Annotated in this window: 19 protein-coding genes; 10 read left to right on the top strand and 9 right to left on the bottom strand. The window is 60.9% G+C overall.

What is annotated here, in order from left to right:
- Positions 1-15: 15 nt before the first annotated feature.
- From rsmB to def, 3 genes are read right to left on the bottom strand one after another with little or no spacing between them, the layout of a single operon-like run.
- Positions 16-1326: a 16S rRNA (cytosine(967)-C(5))-methyltransferase RsmB gene (gene rsmB / locus AACY19_RS23170; RefSeq protein ID WP_339453931.1), complete on the bottom strand. Its 1311-nt coding sequence runs from the start codon at positions 1324-1326 to the stop codon at positions 16-18.
- Positions 1323-2282 (bottom strand): methionyl-tRNA formyltransferase, encoded by a 960-nt coding sequence (gene fmt / locus AACY19_RS23165; RefSeq protein WP_339453930.1) that lies wholly within the window; start codon positions 2280-2282, stop codon positions 1323-1325. The genes rsmB and fmt overlap by 4 nt, the downstream gene beginning before the upstream one ends.
- A gap of 57 nt (positions 2283-2339) precedes the next feature.
- The gene (gene def / locus AACY19_RS23160; protein ID WP_122855361.1) at positions 2340-2846 is read right to left on the bottom strand and encodes a peptide deformylase; all 507 of its coding nucleotides are present in this window, start codon (positions 2844-2846) and stop codon (positions 2340-2342) included.
- Positions 2847-3006: 160 nt separating this feature from the next.
- Between def and AACY19_RS23155 the strand changes: the two genes are divergently transcribed.
- The 3 genes from AACY19_RS23155 to AACY19_RS23145 all read left to right on the top strand — a co-directional run bounded on the left by AACY19_RS23155 (position 3007) and on the right by AACY19_RS23145 (position 5842).
- Positions 3007-4032 (top strand): LysM peptidoglycan-binding domain-containing protein, encoded by a 1026-nt coding sequence (locus AACY19_RS23155; protein ID WP_339453929.1) that lies wholly within the window; start codon positions 3007-3009, stop codon positions 4030-4032.
- Between the two features lie 80 nt (positions 4033-4112).
- A complete protein-coding gene (gene dprA, locus AACY19_RS23150; protein ID WP_339453928.1) occupies positions 4113-5213 on the top strand; it encodes a DNA-processing protein DprA in 1101 nt (366 codons plus the stop codon).
- Positions 5214-5284: 71 nt separating this feature from the next.
- Complete coding sequence (locus AACY19_RS23145) at positions 5285-5842, top strand: L-threonylcarbamoyladenylate synthase (protein WP_339453927.1); 558 nt, start codon at positions 5285-5287, stop codon at positions 5840-5842.
- 112 nt (positions 5843-5954) lie between these two features.
- Here the strand turns inward: AACY19_RS23145 and AACY19_RS23140 are convergent, their stop codons facing one another.
- Positions 5955-6932 carry a quinone oxidoreductase family protein gene (locus tag AACY19_RS23140; protein ID WP_339453926.1) on the bottom strand — a complete coding sequence of 326 codons (978 nt, stop codon included), beginning with the start codon at positions 6930-6932 and terminating at the stop codon, positions 5955-5957.
- Between the two features lie 149 nt (positions 6933-7081).
- Here AACY19_RS23140 and hemF point away from each other — a divergent pair, with 149 nt between their 5' ends.
- Together hemF and aroE are read left to right on the top strand one after the other, a co-directional pair.
- Entirely contained in the window at positions 7082-7996 is a 915-nt protein-coding gene (gene hemF, locus AACY19_RS23135; protein WP_339453925.1) for an oxygen-dependent coproporphyrinogen oxidase, read from the top strand.
- Between the two features lie 9 nt (positions 7997-8005).
- Positions 8006-8827 (top strand): shikimate dehydrogenase, encoded by an 822-nt coding sequence (aroE, locus tag AACY19_RS23130; protein ID WP_339453924.1) that lies wholly within the window; start codon positions 8006-8008, stop codon positions 8825-8827.
- 116 nt (positions 8828-8943) lie between these two features.
- Here aroE and AACY19_RS23125 read toward each other — a convergent pair whose 3' ends face one another.
- The 3 genes from AACY19_RS23125 to betC form a co-directional block, all read right to left on the bottom strand.
- Entirely contained in the window at positions 8944-10512 is a 1569-nt protein-coding gene (locus AACY19_RS23125; RefSeq protein WP_339453923.1) for a SulP family inorganic anion transporter, read from the bottom strand.
- 170 nt (positions 10513-10682) lie between these two features.
- Positions 10683-11603: a choline ABC transporter substrate-binding protein gene (gene choX / locus AACY19_RS23120; RefSeq protein ID WP_339453922.1), complete on the bottom strand. Its 921-nt coding sequence runs from the start codon at positions 11601-11603 to the stop codon at positions 10683-10685.
- A gap of 16 nt (positions 11604-11619) precedes the next feature.
- Positions 11620-13134, bottom strand: coding sequence for a choline-sulfatase (betC, locus tag AACY19_RS23115; protein WP_339453921.1), 1515 nt, complete (start codon positions 13132-13134; stop codon positions 11620-11622).
- 114 nt (positions 13135-13248) lie between these two features.
- On the opposite strand from betC, the gene AACY19_RS23110 reads away from it, so the two are divergent.
- Complete coding sequence (locus tag AACY19_RS23110; protein ID WP_339453920.1) at positions 13249-14199, top strand: choline sulfate utilization transcriptional regulator; 951 nt, start codon at positions 13249-13251, stop codon at positions 14197-14199.
- A 5-nt stretch (positions 14200-14204) separates the two neighbouring features.
- Here AACY19_RS23110 and AACY19_RS23105 read toward each other — a convergent pair whose 3' ends face one another.
- Positions 14205-14870, bottom strand: a complete 666-nt coding sequence (locus AACY19_RS23105; protein WP_339453919.1) for an NAD(P)-dependent oxidoreductase — start codon at positions 14868-14870, stop codon at positions 14205-14207.
- 82 nt (positions 14871-14952) lie between these two features.
- Between AACY19_RS23105 and AACY19_RS23100 the strand changes: the two genes are divergently transcribed.
- The 3 genes from AACY19_RS23100 to AACY19_RS23090 all read left to right on the top strand — a co-directional run bounded on the left by AACY19_RS23100 (position 14953) and on the right by AACY19_RS23090 (position 17757).
- Positions 14953-15279: a DOPA 4,5-dioxygenase family protein gene (locus AACY19_RS23100; RefSeq protein WP_339453918.1), complete on the top strand. Its 327-nt coding sequence runs from the start codon at positions 14953-14955 to the stop codon at positions 15277-15279.
- A 317-nt stretch (positions 15280-15596) separates the two neighbouring features.
- Complete coding sequence (locus tag AACY19_RS23095; RefSeq protein ID WP_339453917.1) at positions 15597-16904, top strand: CitMHS family transporter; 1308 nt, start codon at positions 15597-15599, stop codon at positions 16902-16904.
- Positions 16905-16989: 85 nt separating this feature from the next.
- On the top strand, positions 16990-17757 hold the full coding sequence (locus tag AACY19_RS23090; protein ID WP_339453916.1) for a TerC family protein: 768 nt from the start codon (positions 16990-16992) through the stop codon (positions 17755-17757).
- Positions 17758-17889: 132 nt separating this feature from the next.
- Here AACY19_RS23090 and AACY19_RS23085 read toward each other — a convergent pair whose 3' ends face one another.
- A complete protein-coding gene (locus AACY19_RS23085) occupies positions 17890-18255 on the bottom strand; it encodes a DUF6124 family protein (RefSeq protein WP_339453915.1) in 366 nt (121 codons plus the stop codon).
- Between the two features lie 577 nt (positions 18256-18832).
- On the opposite strand from AACY19_RS23085, the gene AACY19_RS23080 reads away from it, so the two are divergent.
- Positions 18833-19330, top strand: a complete 498-nt coding sequence (locus AACY19_RS23080; protein ID WP_339453914.1) for a PAAR domain-containing protein — start codon at positions 18833-18835, stop codon at positions 19328-19330.
- Positions 19331-19338: the final 8 nt, after the last annotated feature.

Here is a 19338-nt window from a genome sequence, read left to right as displayed (position 1 = left end):
CTCCGTTGAATCCGTTTAGCCGCGCGCGGCAGCGATCTTGATCAGTTTGGCGTAGTAGAACCCGTCATGCCCGCCCTGCCGGGCCAGCAATTGGCGGCCATGGGGCTGTTTGATCCCGGCGCTGGTGGCCAGATCCAGCTCGCGGGCGCCCGGCGTGCGTTCGAGGAACGCGGCGATGACTTCGGTGTTCTCCGTCGGCAGCGTCGAGCAGGTGGCGTACAGCAGGATGCCGCCGACTTCGAGGGTTTTCCACATGGCGTCGAGCAACTCGCCTTGCAGTTGCGCGAGGGCGACGATGTCGTCCGGCTGACGGGTCAGCTTGATGTCCGGATGGCGGCGGATCACGCCAGTGGCCGAGCACGGCGCGTCGAGCAGGATGCGTTGAAACGGTTTGCCGTCCCACCACTTTTCGGTATCGCGACCGTCGGCGGCGATCAGTTCGGCGCTCAGGCCGAGGCGTTCTAGGTTTTCCTTGACGCGCACCAGACGCTTGGCTTCCAGATCCACTGCCACTACACCGGCCAGCGCCGGTTCGGCTTCGAGGATGTGGCAGGTCTTGCCGCCGGGCGCGCAACAGGCATCGAGCACCCGTTGCCCCGGCGCCAGATCGAGCAGATCGGCAGCCAGTTGCGCGGCTTCGTCCTGCACGCTGATCCAGCCTTCAGCGAAACCCGGCAGGCTGCGCACGTCGGCAGCAGCTTGGAGAATGATGCCGTCGCGACTGTAAACGCATGGCATCGCCGCAATGCCGGCTTCAGTCAGCAAGCCGAGATAAGCGTCGCGGCCATGATGGCGGCGGTTGACCCGCAGGATCATCGGCGGATGCGCGTTGTTTGCTTCGCAGATGGCTTCCCACTGTTCAGGCCAGAACGCTTTCAGGGACTTTTGCAGCCAGCGCGGGTGGGCGGTGCGCACCACAGGATCGCGCTCCAGTTCGGCGAAAATCGTTTCGCTTTCGCGCTGAGCGTTACGCAACACGGCGTTGAGCAGCCCTTTGGCCCACGGCTTTTTCAGCTTGTCGGCGCAACCCACGGTTTCGCCAATGGCTGCGTGAGCCGGCACGCGGGTGTAGAGCAATTGGTAGAGACCGACCAGCAGCAGCGCTTCGACATCGGCGTCGGCAGCCTTGAACGGTTTCTGCAGGAGTTTTTCCGCCAGTGCCGACAGGCGTGGCTGCCAACGGGCGGTGCCGAACGCCAGATCCTGAGTGAAACCGCGATCACGGTCTTCGACCTTGTCCAGTTGGGTTGGCAGGGAGCTGTTCAGCGAGGCTTTGCCGCTGAGGACGGCGGCGAGAGCCTTGGCGGCGGCCAGACGCGGATTCATTGCGCGTCCACCGTTGCGCCGAGCACGGTGCCGATGGCGAATTTCTCGCGGCGGCTGTTGAACAGGTCGCTGAAGTTCAGTGCCTTGCCGCCGGGCAATTGCAGACGGGTCAGGCACAAGGCCTGTTCACCGCAGGCGACGATCAGGCCGTCCTTGCTGGCGCTGAGGATTTCACCCGGTGCGCCGTGACCGTTGGCGAGTGTGGCCGCCAGCACCTTCAGCGCTTCACCGTTGAGGGTGCTGTGGGTGATCGGCCATGGGTTGAAGGCGCGCACCAGTCGCTCCAGCTCAACGGCCGGACGGCTCCAGTCGATGCGTGCTTCGTCCTTGTTCAGCTTGTGTGCGTAAGTGGCGAGTTCGTCGTTCTGCACTTCGCCTTCGAGGGTGCCGGCAGCCAGGCCGGCAATCGCCTGCACCACGGCCGGCGGACCCATTTCGGCGAGGCGGTCGTGCAGGCTGCCACCGGTATCTTCGCCGGTGATCGGGGTGACGACCTTGAGCAGCATCGGCCCGGTGTCGAGGCCGGCCTCCATGCGCATCACGGTTACGCCGCTTTCGGCATCACCGTGCTCCACGGCGCGCTGGATCGGCGCTGCACCGCGCCAGCGTGGCAACAAGGACGCGTGACTGTTGATGCAGCCCAGACGCGGAATATCCAGCACCACTTGCGGCAGGATCAGGCCGTAGGCGACCACCACCAGCAAGTCCGGCTTCAGCGCAGCCAACTCTGCCTGAGCCTCAGGGTTGCGCAAAGTGGGCGGCTGCAACACCTGGATATTATTTTCCAACGCTAACTGTTTAACCGGGCTCGGCATCAGTTTTTGCCCGCGACCGGCCGGACGATCCGGTTGGGTGTAGACCGCAACGATCTCGTAAGGGCTGCTCAGCAGGGCCTTGAGATGTTCGGCGGCGAATTCCGGAGTGCCGGCAAAAACGATGCGCAGTGGCTCAGTCATGAAGGGAGTCTCATAAAAAGAAAAAGGCTTGCCGCAGCAAGCCTTTGAAGAGGGGCATCAAGCGTTCTGGCGGTGCTGCTTTTCCAGTTTCTTCTTGATCCGGTCGCGTTTGAGCGTGGACAGGTAATCGACGAACAATTTGCCGTTGAGGTGGTCGCATTCGTGCTGGATGCACACGGCGAGCAGGCCTTCGGCGATCAGTTCATAGGGCTTGCCGTCGCGGTCCAGCGCCTTGATCCTGACCTTCTGTGGGCGATCGACGTTTTCGTAGAAACCCGGTACCGACAGGCAGCCTTCCTGGTATTGCTCCATTTCTTCGGTCAGCGATTCGAACTCGGGGTTGATGAACACCCGGGGTTCGGTGCGGTCTTCGGAAAGGTCCATCACGACGATACGTTTGTGCACGTTGACCTGGGTCGCGGCGAGGCCGATGCCCGGCGCTTCATACATTGTTTCAAACATGTCATCGACCAACTGACGCACTTCGTCGTCCACTACAGCCACAGGCTTGGCGATAGTGCGCAGACGCGGGTCCGGGAATTCGAGGATGTTTAAAATGGCCATAGGCTTTGATTGCTGCACACGTTGAGTAAAGTCGGGCGATGGCCTGGCAGGTCCGAAGATGCAGGCTACCGTTGTGAAGCGTAGCTTGTGCAGTTTGCACGAGCGAGCCACGGGGGCTCTGACGGTTCACGCGAATGCACATGATAAAGGGATTCACTGCATGAGGAAAACACTACTCGCCCTGCTGCTGTTGGCCTCGGCTGGCGTGGTGCAAGGGCAAGTGCAGCTCAGGGAAGGTTTTCCACAGCAATACACGGTGGTTTCGGGGGACACACTCTGGGACATTTCCGGCAAATACCTGCGCGAGCCCTGGCAGTGGCCACAGCTGTGGCGGGCCAATCGGCAAATCGAAAACCCCAACCTGATCTATCCGGGCGACACGCTGACCCTCAGCTATGTCAACGGCCAGCCACAACTGATGCTCAATCGCGGCGAGTCGCGGGGAACCATCAAATTGTCACCGCGTATTCGCACCAGCCCGGTGGCCGAGGCGATTCCGAGCATTCCGCTGAAATCGATCAACAGCTTTCTGCTGAGCAACCGCATCGTCGACAAGGCCGAAGATTTCGACAAGGCGCCGTACATCGTTGCCGGCGATGCCGAACGCGTCCTCAGTGGCACTGGCGACCGCATCTTTGCGCGCGGCCATTTCGACCCGAATCAACCGGTCTACGGCATCTTCCGTCAGGGCAAGGTCTACACCGATCCTGAGACCAAGGAGTTTCTCGGGATCAACGCCGATGACATTGGCGGCGGTGAAATTGTTGCCACTGAAGGCGACGTCGCCACCCTCGCCCTGCAACGTACCACCCAGGAAGTGCGCCTCGGCGACCGTTTGTTCAGCGGCGAAGAGCGTTCGATCAACTCGACCTTCATGCCCAGTGCACCGACCAGCAAGATCAACGGAGTGATCATCGACGTGCCGCGCGGCGTTACGCAGATCGGCGTGATGGACGTAGTGACCCTGAACAAGGGCAAGCGCGATGGTCTCGCCGAAGGCAATGTGCTGGTGGTGATGAAAACCGGCGAAACCGTGCGCGACCGCATCACTGGCCAGCCGCTGAAAATTCCCGATGAACGCGCCGGGTTGCTGATGGTGTTCCGCACCTACGACAAACTCAGCTATGGCCTTGTTCTCAACGCATCGCGCTCGCTCGCGGTACTCGACAAGGTACGAAATCCGTAAGCAAGCTTCACAAGTTACCAACAGAGTTATCCACAGCTTGTTCCGAATGGTTCGGGGCTCGTAATGATCAAGGATGATCCATGATGATGTCTGCCTGCACGCCGGTTTCTCCGGCGGAACTGGAAGCGCGCCTGCGCCTGCACCGCTTGCCGGAAATCGGCCCCAAGCGTTTTACCAAATTGCTCGAAGCCTTCGGCTCGGCCTCGAAAGCCATCAGCGCCCCGGCCAGCGCCTGGCGCTCGCTGGGTATACCGGTGTCGAGTGCCGACGCGCGGCGCTGCCCCGAAGTGCGCGACGGTGCAAGCCACGCCATGCGCTGGCTAGAGCGCTCGGATCATCATTTGTTGATGTGGGATCAGCCGGATTACCCGGCGCTGCTGGCGCAGATTCCCGATCCGCCGCCGTTGCTGTTTGTCGCTGGCGATCCACTGATTCTGGAAAATCCGCAACTGGCGATGGTGGGCAGTCGCCGCGCCTCGCGTCCGGGTATGGACACGGCCGCGGCGTTTTCCCGCAGCCTCGCCGGGGCCGGTTTTGTCATCACCAGCGGCCTGGCGCTGGGCATTGATGCCGCTGCGCATCAAGCAGCGCTGGATGTCGGCGGGCTCACCGTTGGCGTGCTCGGCACGGGCCTGGAAAATTTTTATCCACAGCGCAATCGGCGACTCGCCGAGGCAATGATTGCGTCCGGCAGCACGGTGCTTTCCGAGTTTCCACTGGACGCCGGGCCGACCGCGAGCAACTTCCCGAGGCGCAACCGCATCATCAGCGGTTTGTCCCTCGGAGTGTTGGTGGTCGAAGCCAGTGTCGCCAGCGGTTCGTTGATCACCGCACGGCTGGCGGCGGAACAGGGGCGTGAGGTCTATGCGATTCCCGGCTCCATCCATCACCCCGGCGCGCGCGGCTGTCACCAGTTGATTCGCGATGGCGCGGTCCTGGTGGAAACCATCGAGCACATCCTCGAAGCGCTGCGCGGCTGGCAGCATCTGCCGTTATCCACAGACGCGGTGAAAGACGAGCATCCGTTGCTCAGCCTGCTCCACGCCGCGCCGCATACCAGCGAAGGCTTGGCCAGCAGCAGCGGCTGGACGCTGTCCAAAGTGCTGGCGGCGCTGACCGAGCTGGAAATGGATGGCCGCGCGGTGAGTGAAAATGGCCGCTGGTTTGCGCGGGTGAACTAACGTTTCTACAGGCTGGGTTTTACAAGGAAGATCGGTAAACTGCGCGAAACCTGTTTGCGGAGAGTTTTTTCATGGTCAACAGTTGGCGTGTGCAACAAGCCGCGCGAGAGATTCGTGCCGGGGCGGTGATTGCCTATCCAACCGAAGCCGTCTGGGGGCTGGGTTGCGACCCGTGGAACGAAGAGGCGGTGGATCGACTGCTGGCGATCAAGAATCGCTCGGTGGACAAGGGTCTGATTCTGGTGGCCGACAACATTCGTCAGTTCGACTTCCTGTTCGAAGATTTCCCGCAAGAATGGATCGACCGCATGGCCAGCACCTGGCCGGGCCCCAACACCTGGCTGGTGCCGCACCAGAACCTGCTGCCGGAGTGGGTCACGGGGGTGCACGACACGGTGGCGCTACGGGTCAGCGATCATCCGCAGGTGCGAGATCTGTGCTCGATGGTCGGGCCGCTGATCTCCACCTCGGCCAACCCGCAAGGGCGCCCGGCCGCGCGCACGCGGTTGCGTGTCGAGCAGTATTTCCGGGGGCAGATTGATCTGGTGCTGGGCGGGGCATTGGGTGGGCGCAAGAACCCGAGCCTGATTCGCGACCTGGCCACGGGCAATATCGTGCGCCCGGCTTAGAACCGAGTTGCTCCCATCGCTGGCAAGCCAGCTCCCACAGGCTGGGCGTTGTACATGAAATCTATGTCCAGCGAAGATTCTTGTGGAAGCTGGCTTGCCAGCGATGGCGTCCTCAAGGCAACAGAATGGTTGAACCGGTGGTACGGCGCGCCGACAACTCAGTCTGCGCTTTAGCCGCCTCAGCCAACGAATAGCGCTGGCTGATATCCACCTTCAACTTGCCGCTGAGGATCATCTCGAACAGCTCATCGGCCATGCGCTGCAGGTTTTCGGCATTGTTGGCGTAAGTCGCCAGGGTTGGGCGGGTCACGTACAGCGAGCCTTTCGCCGCGAGAATCCCCAGGTTCACCCCGTCCACCGCGCCGGACGCATTACCAAAACTCACCACCAGTCCACGCGGCGAAACGCTGTCCAGCGACGTCAGCCAGGTGTCCTTGCCGACACCGTCGTAAACCACCGGGACTTTCTTGCCATCGGTCAGCGCCAGCACGCGCTCGGCAACGTTCTCGTGGCTGTAATCGATGGTCGCCCAAGCGCCGTTGGCCTTGGCCAGATCGGCTTTCTCTTGCGAACTGACGGTGCCGATGAGTTTCACGCCCAGCGCCTTGGCCCATTGGCAGGCCAGCGAACCGACGCCACCGGCAGCGGCGTGGAACAGGATGGTTTCGCCGCCCTTCAGCTCGTAGGTCTGGCGCAGCAGGTACTGCACGGTCAGGCCCTTGAGCATCACCCCGGCCGCGGTTTCGAAACTGATTGCATCCGGCAGGTGCACCAGATTGTCCTGAGGCAACACGTGCAACTCGCTGTAAGCGCCCAACGGGCCGCTGCCGTAAGCCACGCGATCACCGACCTTGAAGCGGGTCACGCCGCTGCCGACCGCCTCTACCACGCCAGCACCTTCGGCACCGAGGCCGGACGGCAAGGCGGGCGGCGCGTACAGGCCGCTACGGTAGTAGGTGTCGATGAAGTTCAGGCCAATCGCCTTGTTGGCCACACGCACCTGATTCGGGCCAGGCGCGGCGGGTTCGTCGTCAACATATTCGAGCACTTCGGGGCCGCCGTGGGCGCGGAACTGGATACGCTTTGCCATCTGCCTGCTCTCCTTGGGTCTTTCGTGAGCCCCCTATCCAACTCCCATGCTTGATCTTCGTCAACTGCGGCGGGCCAGTCTGCGGTGTTATGCTACGCGCCCATTTGCGTCGCCCGCCTGCGGGGCGCCGCCCGATTCAAGGTGAAGCCATGACGACCCGCACCGACGCCGTAAAGGCCTATCTGCTCGACCTGCAAGACCGCATCTGCGCCGCACTCGAAACCGAGGACGGTGGCACGCGCTTCGTCGAAGACGCCTGGACCCGGCCTGCTGGCGGTGGCGGTCGCACCCGCGTGATCGAGAACGGCACGCTGATCGAAAAGGGCGGCGTCAACTTTTCCCACGTCTTTGGCAGTGGTCTGCCACCGTCGGCCAGTGCCCACCGCCCTGAACTGGCCGGTCGCGGTTTTGAAGCCCTCGGCGTGTCGCTGGTGATTCACCCGCACAACCCGCATGTGCCGACGTCCCACGCCAATGTGCGATTTTTCATTGCCGAGAAAGAAGGTGAAGAGCCGGTCTGGTGGTTCGGTGGCGGCTTCGACCTGACTCCGTATTACGGCAACGAAGCAGACTGCATCCACTGGCACCGCGTCGCCGAACAGGCCTGCGCGCCGTTCGGAGCGGACGTCTACCCGCGCTACAAAGCCTGGTGCGACACCTACTTCCACATCAAGCATCGCCACGAACCGCGCGGCATCGGTGGCTTGTTCTTCGATGACCTGAACGAGTGGGACTTCGACACCAGTTTCGCCTTCATGCGCGCCATCGGCGACGCGTACATCGACGCCTATCTGCCCATCGTGCAACGGCGCAAAAACGATGCGTTCACCGCTCAACAGCGTGAGTTTCAGGAATTCCGTCGTGGCCGCTACGTCGAGTTCAACCTGGTTTACGACCGTGGCACGCTGTTCGGCCTGCAATCGGGCGGCCGTACCGAGTCGATCCTGATGTCGTTGCCGCCGCAAGTGCGCTGGGGCTATGACTGGAAGGCCACGCCTGGCAGCGCAGAAGCGCGCCTCACCGAGTACTTCCTGCAGGACCGCGACTGGCTGGCCGAGGCCTGAGGATATCTGATGGATCGTTACGTCGTTTTCGGTAACCCGATCGGCCACAGCAAATCGCCGATGATTCACAAGCTGTTCGCCGAGCAGACCGGCCAGCACCTCGACTACAGCACGCTGTTGGCGCCGCTCGACGATTTTTCCGCCTGCGCCACGGCATTTTTCCAGGAAGGGCGCGGCGCCAACGTCACCGTGCCGTTCAAGGAAGACGCCTATCGCCTGGCCAACAGCCTGACCGCGCGCGCGCAACGCGCCGGCGCGGTGAACACACTGAGCAAACTGGCGGACGGCTCACTGCTGGGCGACAACACCGACGGCGCCGGGCTGGTGCGTGACCTGACGGTGAACGCCGGGTTCAGCCTGACCGGCAAACGTATCCTGCTGCTCGGCGCCGGTGGTGCGGTGCGTGGCGCGCTGGAGCCGTTGCTGGCGGAGCAACCGGCGTCGGTGATCATCGCCAATCGCACGGTGGACAAGGCTGAGTTGCTGGCCGAATTGTTTTGCGATCTCGGACCGGTGTCGGCCAGTGGCTTCGACTGGTTGCGTGAGCCAGTGGATGTGATCATCAACGCCACGTCGGCCAGCCTCACCGGTGATGTCCCGCCAATCGCACCGAGCCTGATCGAACCGGGCAAGACCCTGTGCTACGACATGATGTACGGCAAGGAACCGACGGCGTTCTGCCGCTGGGCCAGCGAGCATGGCGCGGCGGTATCGATGGACGGTTTGGGGATGCTGGCTGAGCAAGCGGCTGAGGCGTTCTTTTTGTGGCGTGGCGTGCGCCCGGACACCGCACCCGTGCTCGCCGAACTGCGCCGACAGCTGGCCCAATAAAAAGCGATGTGGGAGCGAGCCTGCTCGCGAAAGTGGTCTGTCTGACACATCAATGCTGGATGTGCCGCAGTCTTCGCGAGCAGGCTCGCTCCCACAAGGTACGTGGTGATTTCAAGTCAATCCTCAAACCGGATCGGACATTTCTCCGGCCCTTCAAGCTTCCTCAGTTCCTCCACCACCTGCAGCCGCGCCCGGCGCAAGGTCAGACTGCGATCCTGGCGTAACAAACGCCGAGCCTCCTGGTGCAGCATCTCCACCCCTGAATAATCGATGAAATTGATCTGCTGCGCCTCGATCACCACCCGCGCGCCGTGCATTCGCTGCAAACGCATTTGCAGGTAGTGGCTGGCGCCAAAAAAGATCGAGCCGCCGACCCGCAGGACATCGTCCTCACCGTCGCGCCAATGCTGCACGCTAGGTTGCGAGGTGCGCTTGAGGTAGAAGAACAGCGACGCCAGCACGCCCGCATAGATTGCGGTCTGCAACTCCAGTAGTAATGTCGCGAGGCACGTCAGCGCCATCACCACAAATTCCGCCCGGCTGACCCGCAGCAACGCACGGATTGCGCGATGATCGACCAAACCCCAGGCGATCAGCAGAATGCTGCCGGCCATGGCGGGAATCGGAATATGTGAAATCAGTCCAGCGCCGAAAATCGCAAACAATGCCACCCAGATCGCCGAAAAAACCCCCGCCAGTGGTGAGCAGGCGCCCGCCTCGTAACTCAAACCGGAACGGGTAAACGAACCGGCTGACAGCGAGCCGGAAAAGAACGCCCCGGCAATGTTGGACAAGCCCTGTGCACGGACTTCCTGATTGGCGTCGAGCAACTGCTGCGACCGCGCCGAAATCGAGCGCGCGATCGACAGGCTGGTGACCAGCCCCAGCATGCCCACCGCCACGGCGCTCGGCAGCAGACGCAGGATCAAGTCCAGATCCAGCGGCAACGCACTGAACGGCGGTAATTGGCCGACGAACGCGCTGACCAGATGCACATGGCCGAACATCGCTGGCCACAGCCACACCAGCAAACTGGCGAGTACCAGGGTTATCAACAGCGTCGGCCAGCGCGGCAGCAGTTGTTTCAACCCTACACCCACGATCACTGTCGCCACACCGAGCAGCAGCGAAGGTTTATCCACAGCCCGCAGGTGTTGCAGCAGATCCATCAGACTCGCCAGTGCCGTAGCCTTGGCCGGCAGATCCAGCCCCAGCAGGTTCGGCAATTGCCCGATGGCAATCACCACCGCTGCGCCGAGGGTGAAGCCGAGCACCACCGAGTGCGAAACGAAATTCACCAGCGCGCCGAAGCGCAGCAAACCGAGCAGCCACTGGAAAATTCCGGCGAGCAAGGTCAGCAACAAGATCAGGGTGATGTAGTCCTCTGATGCCGGAACCGCTAAAGGACTGACGCTGGCGTACAGCACAATCGAGATGGCCGCTGTCGGGCCGCAGATCAGGTGCCACGAGGAGCCCCACAGACAAGCGATCAACACCGGGATGATCGCCGCGTAGAGACCGTATTCAGGTGGGAGACCGGCGATCAATGCGTAGGCAATCGACTGGGGCAAGGCGAGAATTGCGCCGCTGAGGCCGACGATCAGATCCCGTCCGACGCTGGCGCGGGTCTGTCGCGGTAGCCAGGTGAGAAAGGGGAGCAGAGAGTGACGGCTGGGGAAGGCCATGGGTCCTCGCGGTTAAAGGAAGACGGAAGAGTAACAGGGAAAAACGTGTGGGAGCGGGCTTGCTCGCGAATACGGTATATCAGTCAGCAATGATGTTGAATGGCACACCGAATTCGCGAGCAAGCCCGCTCCCACAGGGCAGGCGTGTGAAGCCGTCACTCGCTTGTGAATCAGAGCTTGGCTTTAACCGCTGGCAGTGCATCCTTGCCATCCGCCGTCTTCACGCCGTCCAGCCACTTGTCCAGTACCGCCGGATTGGCCTTGATCCACGCCTTGGCTGCCTCGGCATTGCTGATCTTCTTGTTCACCACCTCGGCCATGATGCTGTTCTCCATCTCCTGAGTGAACGAAAGATTGGTCAGCAATTTACCCACATTCGGACAGGCCTCGGCATAACCCTTGCGGGTCAGCGTGAACACGCTGCCGGTGTCACCGAAGTATTTCTCGCCACCCTTCAGGTAATGCATCTTCAGCTGCACGTTCATCGGGTGCGGGGTCCAGCCGAGGAAGGTGACGAACTTCTGCTTCTTCACCGCCCGCGACACTTCAGCCAGCATCGCTTGTTCGCTGGACTCGATCAGTTTCCACTGACCCATGTCGAAATCGTTTTTCTTGATGATTTCCTGCAGCGAGATATTCGCCGGCGCGCCGGAGCCGATGCCGTAGATCTTCTTGTCGAACTTGTCCGCGTATTTGTTCAGGTCGGCAAAGTCATGCACACCCGCGTCCCACACGTAGTCCGGTACGGCCAAGGTGAACTCGGTGCCCTCGAGGTTTTTCGCCAGTTGCGTCACGTCACCGGTGGCGACGAACTTGTCGTAGAAGCCCTGCTGCGCCGGCATCCAGTTGCCGAGGAACACATCCACCTGGCCGTCCTTCAAACCGCCAAAGATGATCGGCACCGCGAGGGTGTCGACCTTGGCCTTGTAGCCCATGCCGTCCAGCAGAAACCCGGTGATGGCATTGGTCGCGGCAATGTCGCTCCAGCCCGGATCGGCCATTTTCACCGTGTCGCAGCTCTGCTCGGCGAAGGCCGAAGCGCTGCTCAACGCGATCAGGCCAACCGTCACTACTGTGGATAACTTACGCATGGACTTCCCCTTAACGTTATTGGTTTTGGCAGGGTTGTGGATAACGTGCTTTGCGTTCCAGATCATCGAGGTCGATGTGGTTGCGCATGTACTGCTGACTGGCATCCACCAGCGGCTGGTGATCCCAGCTCTTCAGCTTGCCGATGGTTAACGCGTCGGCAACGAATCGGCGGCGACGCTGGCTGGCCAGGACTTGCCGGTGAATTGCCGGAATGTCCCACTTGGCCCGCGCCTCGGTGAGAAAATCGTCGAAAATCTGACGATGCTGCGGCGATTGGCTGAGTTCTTCCAGTTCGCGCGGATCGTTGTCTACATCGAAGAGCAGGCAAGGGTCGCTTTCACTGTAGATAAATTTGTAGGCGCCGCGACGGATCATCATCAACGGGCTGACGGTGCCTTCGGCCATGTATTCGCCGAACACTTCGTCATGACCGCCCTGCCCTTGCAGATGCGTGACCAGCGAGCGGCCATCCAGCGGCAAGCCTGGTTCCAGCGTGCCGCCGGCCAGCTCGACGAAGGTCGGCAACAAGTCGGCGGTCGACACGGCAGCGCTGACCCGGCCTGACTCGAACTGTCCCGGTGCACTGATCAACAGCGGCACGCGGGCGGCCATTTCGTACCAGTGCATTTTGTACCAGAGACCCTTCTCGCCGAGCATGTCGCCGTGGTCACCGGAGAACACGATGATGGTGTCATCGATCAGCCCGGTTTGTTCGAGGGTTTGCAGAAGTTTGCCGACGTTGGCGTCGATATAGCTGCAAGCACCGAAGTACGCCCGACGCGCATCGCGAATTTTATCCACAGGCAGCGGCTTGTCCCACAGGTCGTAGACCTTGAGCAGGCGCTGGGAGTGTGGATCGAGTTCGTGTTGAGCCGGTGTTGTAGGCAACGGGATATCGGCATCGTCGTATAAATCCCAGAACGCCTTGGGAATCGTGTATGGATCGTGTGGGTGAGTCATCGATACGGTCAGGCAGAACGGCTGGTCACCGTCCTCACGGATGTGATCGAACAGATATTGCTGAGCCTTGAACACCACCTCTTCATCGAAATCGAGTTGGTTGGTGCGCACGCATGGCCCGGCCTGCAACACCGAAGACATGTTGTGATACCAGGTCGGCCGTACATCCGGCTCATCCCAGTTCACTGCCCAACCGTAGTCGGCGGGATAGATGTCGCTGGTCAGGCGTTCTTCATAGCCGTGCAGCTGATCGGGGCCGCAGAAATGCATCTTGCCCGACAGCGCGGTGCGGTAGCCGAGACGGCGCAGGTAGTGTGCGTAAGTCGGGACATCGGCAGGGAAATCGGCGGCGTTGTCATAGGCGCCGATCTTGCTCGGCAACTGGCCGCTGACCAGAGTAAACCGCGACGGTGCGCACAACGGGCTGTTGCAATAAGCGGCGTCGAACACCACGCCTTGGGCGGCGAGGCGGGAAAGGTTCGGCAGTTTGATCGGCGAAGGTCCGTAGAACGGCAACATTGGCGCGGCCATCTGATCGGCCATGATGAAAAGAATATTCTTGCGCTTCATGTGATCGCGGCATTCCATAGTGAATATTTATGCGACATTGCTGCGACCGAGCATGGAGCCCATGCTGTATCGGGTAAAGCCTGCTACGGACAATGACTAGGATAAGCACAGCTTATGTATGAAGCCCTTGGCGACTTGTCACTCGACCTGCTGCGCGCCTTCGAAGCGGCGGCACGCCATTGCAGTTTCACGGCGGCTGCGGTTGAGCTCGGCACCACGCAACCCGCGATCAGTCAGCAGATCAAACGGCTCGAAGAACAGTTGGGCACGCGACTGTTTGATCGGATCTACCGCGGCATCGGATTGACCGAGGTCGGCTCGATACTTTTTCAACAAGTTACCCTCGGTTTGCAGAATATCGACGCCGGATTGAGCGCAATCAGCGCACAGCAGCAACATGAAGTGCTGCAAGTCGCCACCGATTTCGCCTTCGCTGCGTACTGGCTGATGCCGCGTTTGCATCGTTTCCACGAAGCCAATCCCCACGTCGACGTCAGCCTGGTCACCAGCGAACGCAACCACAACATGCTGCGCACCGATATCGACGTGGCGATCCTGTTTGGCGACGGGCGTTTTAAACAGGGTGAAAGCCATTGGCTGTTCAGCGAAGAGGTGTTTCCCGTGTGCAGCCCGCAGTTGCTCAAGGATCGTCCGGCGCCCCTGCCCGCTCAGGCCCTGCTGGATTTGCCCCTGCTGCATCTGCGCGGGGAAAACAGCAGCAACTGGTTCGACTGGAGCGGTCTGTTCCGCGAATTGGGCATCACCACCCCGCCAGCACCGGGGCAATTGCGTTTCGACAATTACACGTTGCTGATTCAAGCAGCGATTGGCGGTCAAGGCGTGGCGATTGGCTGGCGGCACCTTGTGGATAACTTGCTGACGCAAGGGTTGCTCTGCCGGCCGATTGCCGAAACGACCCTGTCGCGGTTGGGTTATTACGTGGTGTTGCCACAACGAAAGCGCCGGGGAGCGCTGATTCAACTGTTCGTTGATTGGTTGATGGCGGAACAGGCGAGCAGCGCCGAATCCCTGAACGGGCTGGCGCTGCCTTCCATAGCGGTTTGAAGATTTTACGAGTCTGAAGCCACGACAAAATTTACATGTTCACCCACGTGCAAATTCAACCGCAGCTCATCGGCAATCCCCACCGCCACCCGATTCAAGCGCTCCAGGGGTTCGGCCAGACCTGGCTCCAGATTGCCGCCGACCTGGCTGAAATGCTCAATCGTCAGCCCCGCTACCCCGTGCGGTGCGTTGACCAGCGTCCACTGCAGCGGACTGCTTTGCAACGCTTCGCGGATTTCCTCGGCCGCGTGACGTTGCAGGCGATCTTCCAGATCCGGCTCATCGAGCACGGCAAAATCACCCACCAGAAACAGCCGCGATACATTGGCCAGTTGCAGGCCGTCGACCAGCGCATCAACCGCCAGCACCTGTTCGACCGGCCCGAGCACGATGGCCCGCTCCACGTGATCGCTGCTGAACGGCAAACCCGGCGCATCCAGCAGGCAAATCACCGCCGAACTTCCCGCTACGCTTTGATTGATCCGCTCGACATCGAACAGATCACCACTTTTGGTGCGCAAACCCGGGCGCGGCGCGAGAGCGGTCAGGTCGTCGAGAATGGCAATGACTTCGTGCTGGCGGCGCAGCAATTCAGCCATCAACGCACCGCCCAGGCTGGCCATGGCACCATAGAGCACCACTTTCACCGTCGGGGTTTCGGCATTTTTCATGGCTGTTTTCCTTGTTTTTGTCCTATATGGCGTGTGACGGTGGAAAACGCCGAGGGTTCGATCCGATTTCAGAGGGTTTCAGATGCAAGCGATCAAGGGCTACCACGCCCACGTCTATTTCGACGTCAACACCATCGACCAGGCCCGGGCCTTGTGCGAGCTGGCTGCGCAGTCGTTCCCGTTGAAGATGGGCCGCGTCCACGAACGTCCGGTCGGGCCACACCCGGACTGGAGCTGCCAATTGGCCTTCGGCCCGGATTTGATCGGCGAGGTACTGCCGTGGCTGGCGCTCAATCGCAAAGGTCTGGTGGTGTTTCTGCACCCGGACACCGGTGATGATGTGCTCGACCACACCGAGCACGCGATCTGGATGGGCGCGATTCGGCCGCTGAATTTGTCTGTTTTTTGATCAAGGCATCTCTTCGCCTTCGCTCGGCGAAGGCTCCCGACGGTCGGTTGACCGTTCATTCAAAGCTTTCTGCAGCGAAAGGTAGCTGAAAGCTTCCCCGATTAGGATCGCCCCCACTGCCGGCAACAGACCGGTTGGCCAATGCGTGTGATGCCTCGCACGAACGGCCCAATTAACAACAACAATGGTGATTCTGATGTCCTCTGTAGCCCGCCTCCTCGCTCTGACTCCACCTGTACGCCTCGTGCTTCCCGTTCTGCGCTGATCCCGCCCGATCCGCTCACTTCACTCGCCGCGCTACGCCTGGAGTATTCCCCATGCTGACTTTCCTTGGCTTTGCCATGGTCATCACGTTCATGTTCCTGATCATGACCAAGCGCCTGTCCGCGCTGATCGCTCTGATCATCATCCCGATTGTCTTCGCCCTGTTTGGTGGTTTTGCGCCGAAGATCGGTCCGATGATGCTCGAAGGCATCACCAAACTGGCGCCGACCGGCGTGATGCTGATGTTCGCCATTCTCTATTTCGCCCTGATGATCGACTCCGGCCTGTTCGACCCGGCCGTGCGCAAGATCCTCAAACTGGTCAAGGGCGACCCGCTGAAGGTTTCGGTCGGCACCGCCGTACTGGCGCTCGTCGTTTCCCTCGATGGTGACGGCGCGACCACTTACATGATCTGCGTGGCCGCGATGCTGCCGCTGTACAGCCGCATCGGCATGAGCCCACGGATCATGGCCGGCCTGATCATCCTTGCCGGTGGCGTGATGAACATGACTCCATGGGGCGGCCCGACCGCCCGTGCCGCGAGTGCGCTGCATGTCGATCCTTCGGACATTTTCGTGCCGATGATCCCGGCGATGTCGGCGGGGGTTCTGGCAATCCTGGTCATCGCCTACTTTTACGGTAAGCGTGAGCGGGCGCGTCTGGGTGAGCTGCATCTGGTTGGCGATGATATCGATCACAGCGAAATCAGCGTCTCGCAGTTCCCGGATGCCCGTCGTCCGAAACTGATCTGGTTCAACGGCGCGTTGACCTTTGGCCTGATGTGCACCCTGATCGCCGGTCTGCTGCCGTTGCCGGTGCTGTTCATGGTGGCGTTCAGTATCGCGATGATCGTCAACTACCCTTGCCTGCAGATGCAGAAGGATCGCGTTGCGGCTCACTCCGGCAGTGTGCTGGCAGTGGTCGGGCTGATCTTTGCGGCGGGTATCTTCACCGGTATCCTGTCGGGCACCGGCATGGTCGATGCGATGTCGAAGAGCCTGTTGGCAGTGATTCCGGATTTCCTCGGCCCGTACCTGGCCGTGATCACGGCGCTGGTGAGCATGCCGTTCACCTTCTTCATGTCCAACGATGCGTTCTACTATGGCGTGTTGCCGGTGTTGGCCGAAGCCGCCAGCCACTATGGGATCACCGCAGTGGAAATGGCTCGTGCCTCAATTGTCGGTCAGCCCGTCCACTTGCTGAGCCCGTTGGTGCCATCGACCTATCTGTTGGTGGCCCTGGCCGGCATCGATTTCGGTGACCACCAGCGTTTCACCCTGAAATGGGCGATCCTGGTTTGTATCTGCATCCTGATTGCTGCACTGCTGTTGGGGACTTTCCCGATGTTCAGCACTCTATAAGCCCAAGACTCACCGTTTCGGGTCCTGGCTTCGCGGTTTGAAGCCCGGACCTTTTTCGGTTTAACAATCGCTCAAAGGAATACACATGGAATGGCTGACCAACCCCGAAATCTGGGTTGCCTTCTTCACCCTGACCGCCCTGGAAATCGTCCTCGGCATCGATAACATCATCATGATTTCGATCCTGGTCAGCCGCATGCCCAAACACATGCAGCAGCGCACCCGGATCTTCGGCCTTGGCCTGGCCATGGTCACCCGCATCCTGTTGCTGCTGTCGATCACCTGGGTCATGCGCCTCACCGCCGACCTGTTCGAAGTGTTCGGCCAGGGCATTTCCGGTCGCGACCTGATCCTGTTCTTCGGTGGTCTGTTCCTGCTGTGGAAGAGCTCGCAAGAGATGTACCACGCACTGGAAGGCGAAGACGAAAGCGACGACACCCCCGGCGGCAAGGGCGGCAACTTCCTCTACACCATCATCCAGATCGCGATCATCGATATCGTGTTCTCGCTGGACTCGGTGATCACCGCTGTCGGCATGGTTTCCCACGTGCCGGTGATGGTCGCGGCGATTGTCGTGGCAGTGCTGGTGATGATGCTGGCGTCGGGCAAGATCAGCGAATTCATCGACAAGCACCCGTCGCTGAAAATGCTCGCGCTGTCGTTCCTGCTGGTGGTCGGTACCGTGCTGATTGCCGAGTCGTTCGACGTGCATGTGCCGAAAGGCTACGTCTACTTCGCCATGGCGTTCTCGCTGGCGGTTGAGGCGATCAACATCAAACTGCGCGGCGCGATGGCCCGCAAGAAGAAACAGCAAGACCCGGTGAAACTGCGCAAGGACGTACCGGGCCAATAATCCGGTAGTCCTGCATAACGCAACACCTCTGTGGGAGCGGGCTTGCTCGCGAATACGGTAGCTCAGCCAACAACAGTGTTGGCTGGCCCACCGCTTTCGCGAGCAGGCTCGCTCCCACAGTTGTTTCTGTGTTCAGGCGGGAGGAACGAGGTTGTCGAGAACGCGGCTGACGGCCAGCTCACCCAACATGATGACTTGCTGTATCCCCAACAGTGAACTGCGCTGCGGCCCGTCAATAAACCCCGCCAGATCGCTGGCCATGATGCTCGCCGAGGCGAGGGATTCGCAGGCGTGCACCAACAGGGTTTCGTTATCCACAGCCGGATCGACGAGGAAAATGGTGCTGGGCTTGCGCGCGGCGGCGGGGTCTTGTTTGAGGCCGGGGCGGAGGTAGAAATCGAGGGCGCGGTCGGCGGCTTCTTTCATGCGTTGGGCTTCGACGGCGGGGTCGTGCGGTGCTGGATCGGTGTCCGGGGGATCTGGTGTGATCTTTGTCATTGGCTCTAACCTCTTTGAAGAGTGAGGCTGCAAACCGCTCGCGACTAAACGAATGGGAGGCAGCTGTACGCAGGTTAGTCGACCGATGAGCCACGAAATCGGCGCGCCCGAAAGCGCCCTGCGCACAGCCACCATCAAGTGCAGGATTAGATAACCTGATTGACAGAGATTTGTACGTCGTGGAACAGACGGGCGACTAAACCCGACCACTGATAAGCAGTGGCCAGCCAACGATAGAGCCCCGCCCCAAGGCGCACAAGCCGGCGGATTCTGGCGTAGCCGTAGGCAACGGCGCAAGGTTTTGTAGCCTTCCGGACGTAACACGGCGTGTGCATAAACAACCCGCAAAATCCGCGTTTAACCTCTTCAAGATCAGCCACAAACCCTGTGGGAGCGAGCTTGCTCGCGAAGGCGTCATCCCAGTGGAAAAAGAGTCCGGCTGACCCAACGCATTCGCGAGCAAGCTCGCTCCCACAGTGGCACATCGCAACCCTTTGAAACGGGATTCCAAGGTTGACGCCCCCCGCTCCGCTCGTTAGCTTCCCCGCTCGCCTCAAATGACAAACAAGGAGTGTTCATGTCTGGAAAACCCGCCGCGCGCGTCACCGACCCGACCACCTGCCCCATTCCCGGTCACGGCACCAACCCGATTGCCAGCGGCTCCGGCGACGTCTTCTTCAACGGCCTCGCCGCCGCCCGCCTCGGCGACACCTGCTCCTGCGGCCAAGCCCTCAATGGCGCGTTCTCCGCGACGGTGTTCATCAACGGTAAAAACGCCATGACCCTCGACAGCACCGCCAGCCATGGCGGCGTTGTGGTCGGCGGCTCTGGTGACGTCATCATCGGCAGCTCGCACACGCCCGCGCCGTTCATTCCGCCGCTGCCGATCGCTGGCCAGCCGCTGATCGAATTCAAAGCCGTCAGCGCCGGCAACGGCGAACCTATCGCCGAACAAGGCTACGAAATCGAAACCGCCGAAGGCCGCATCGTCAAAGGCCAGACCAACGAAAAAGGCATGACCCAAAGCGTCGCCACGCGCCAGCCGGACCTGGCCATCGTGCGCTGGACAGCCTGACTTTCAAG

This window comes from Pseudomonas sp. EA_5y_Pfl2_R50 (assembly GCF_963970475.1).
GTDB lineage: Bacteria > Pseudomonadota > Gammaproteobacteria > Pseudomonadales > Pseudomonadaceae > Aquipseudomonas.
Note: the sequence above shows the minus strand (reverse complement) of the source record. Positions and strands in the feature narration are given on the sequence as shown.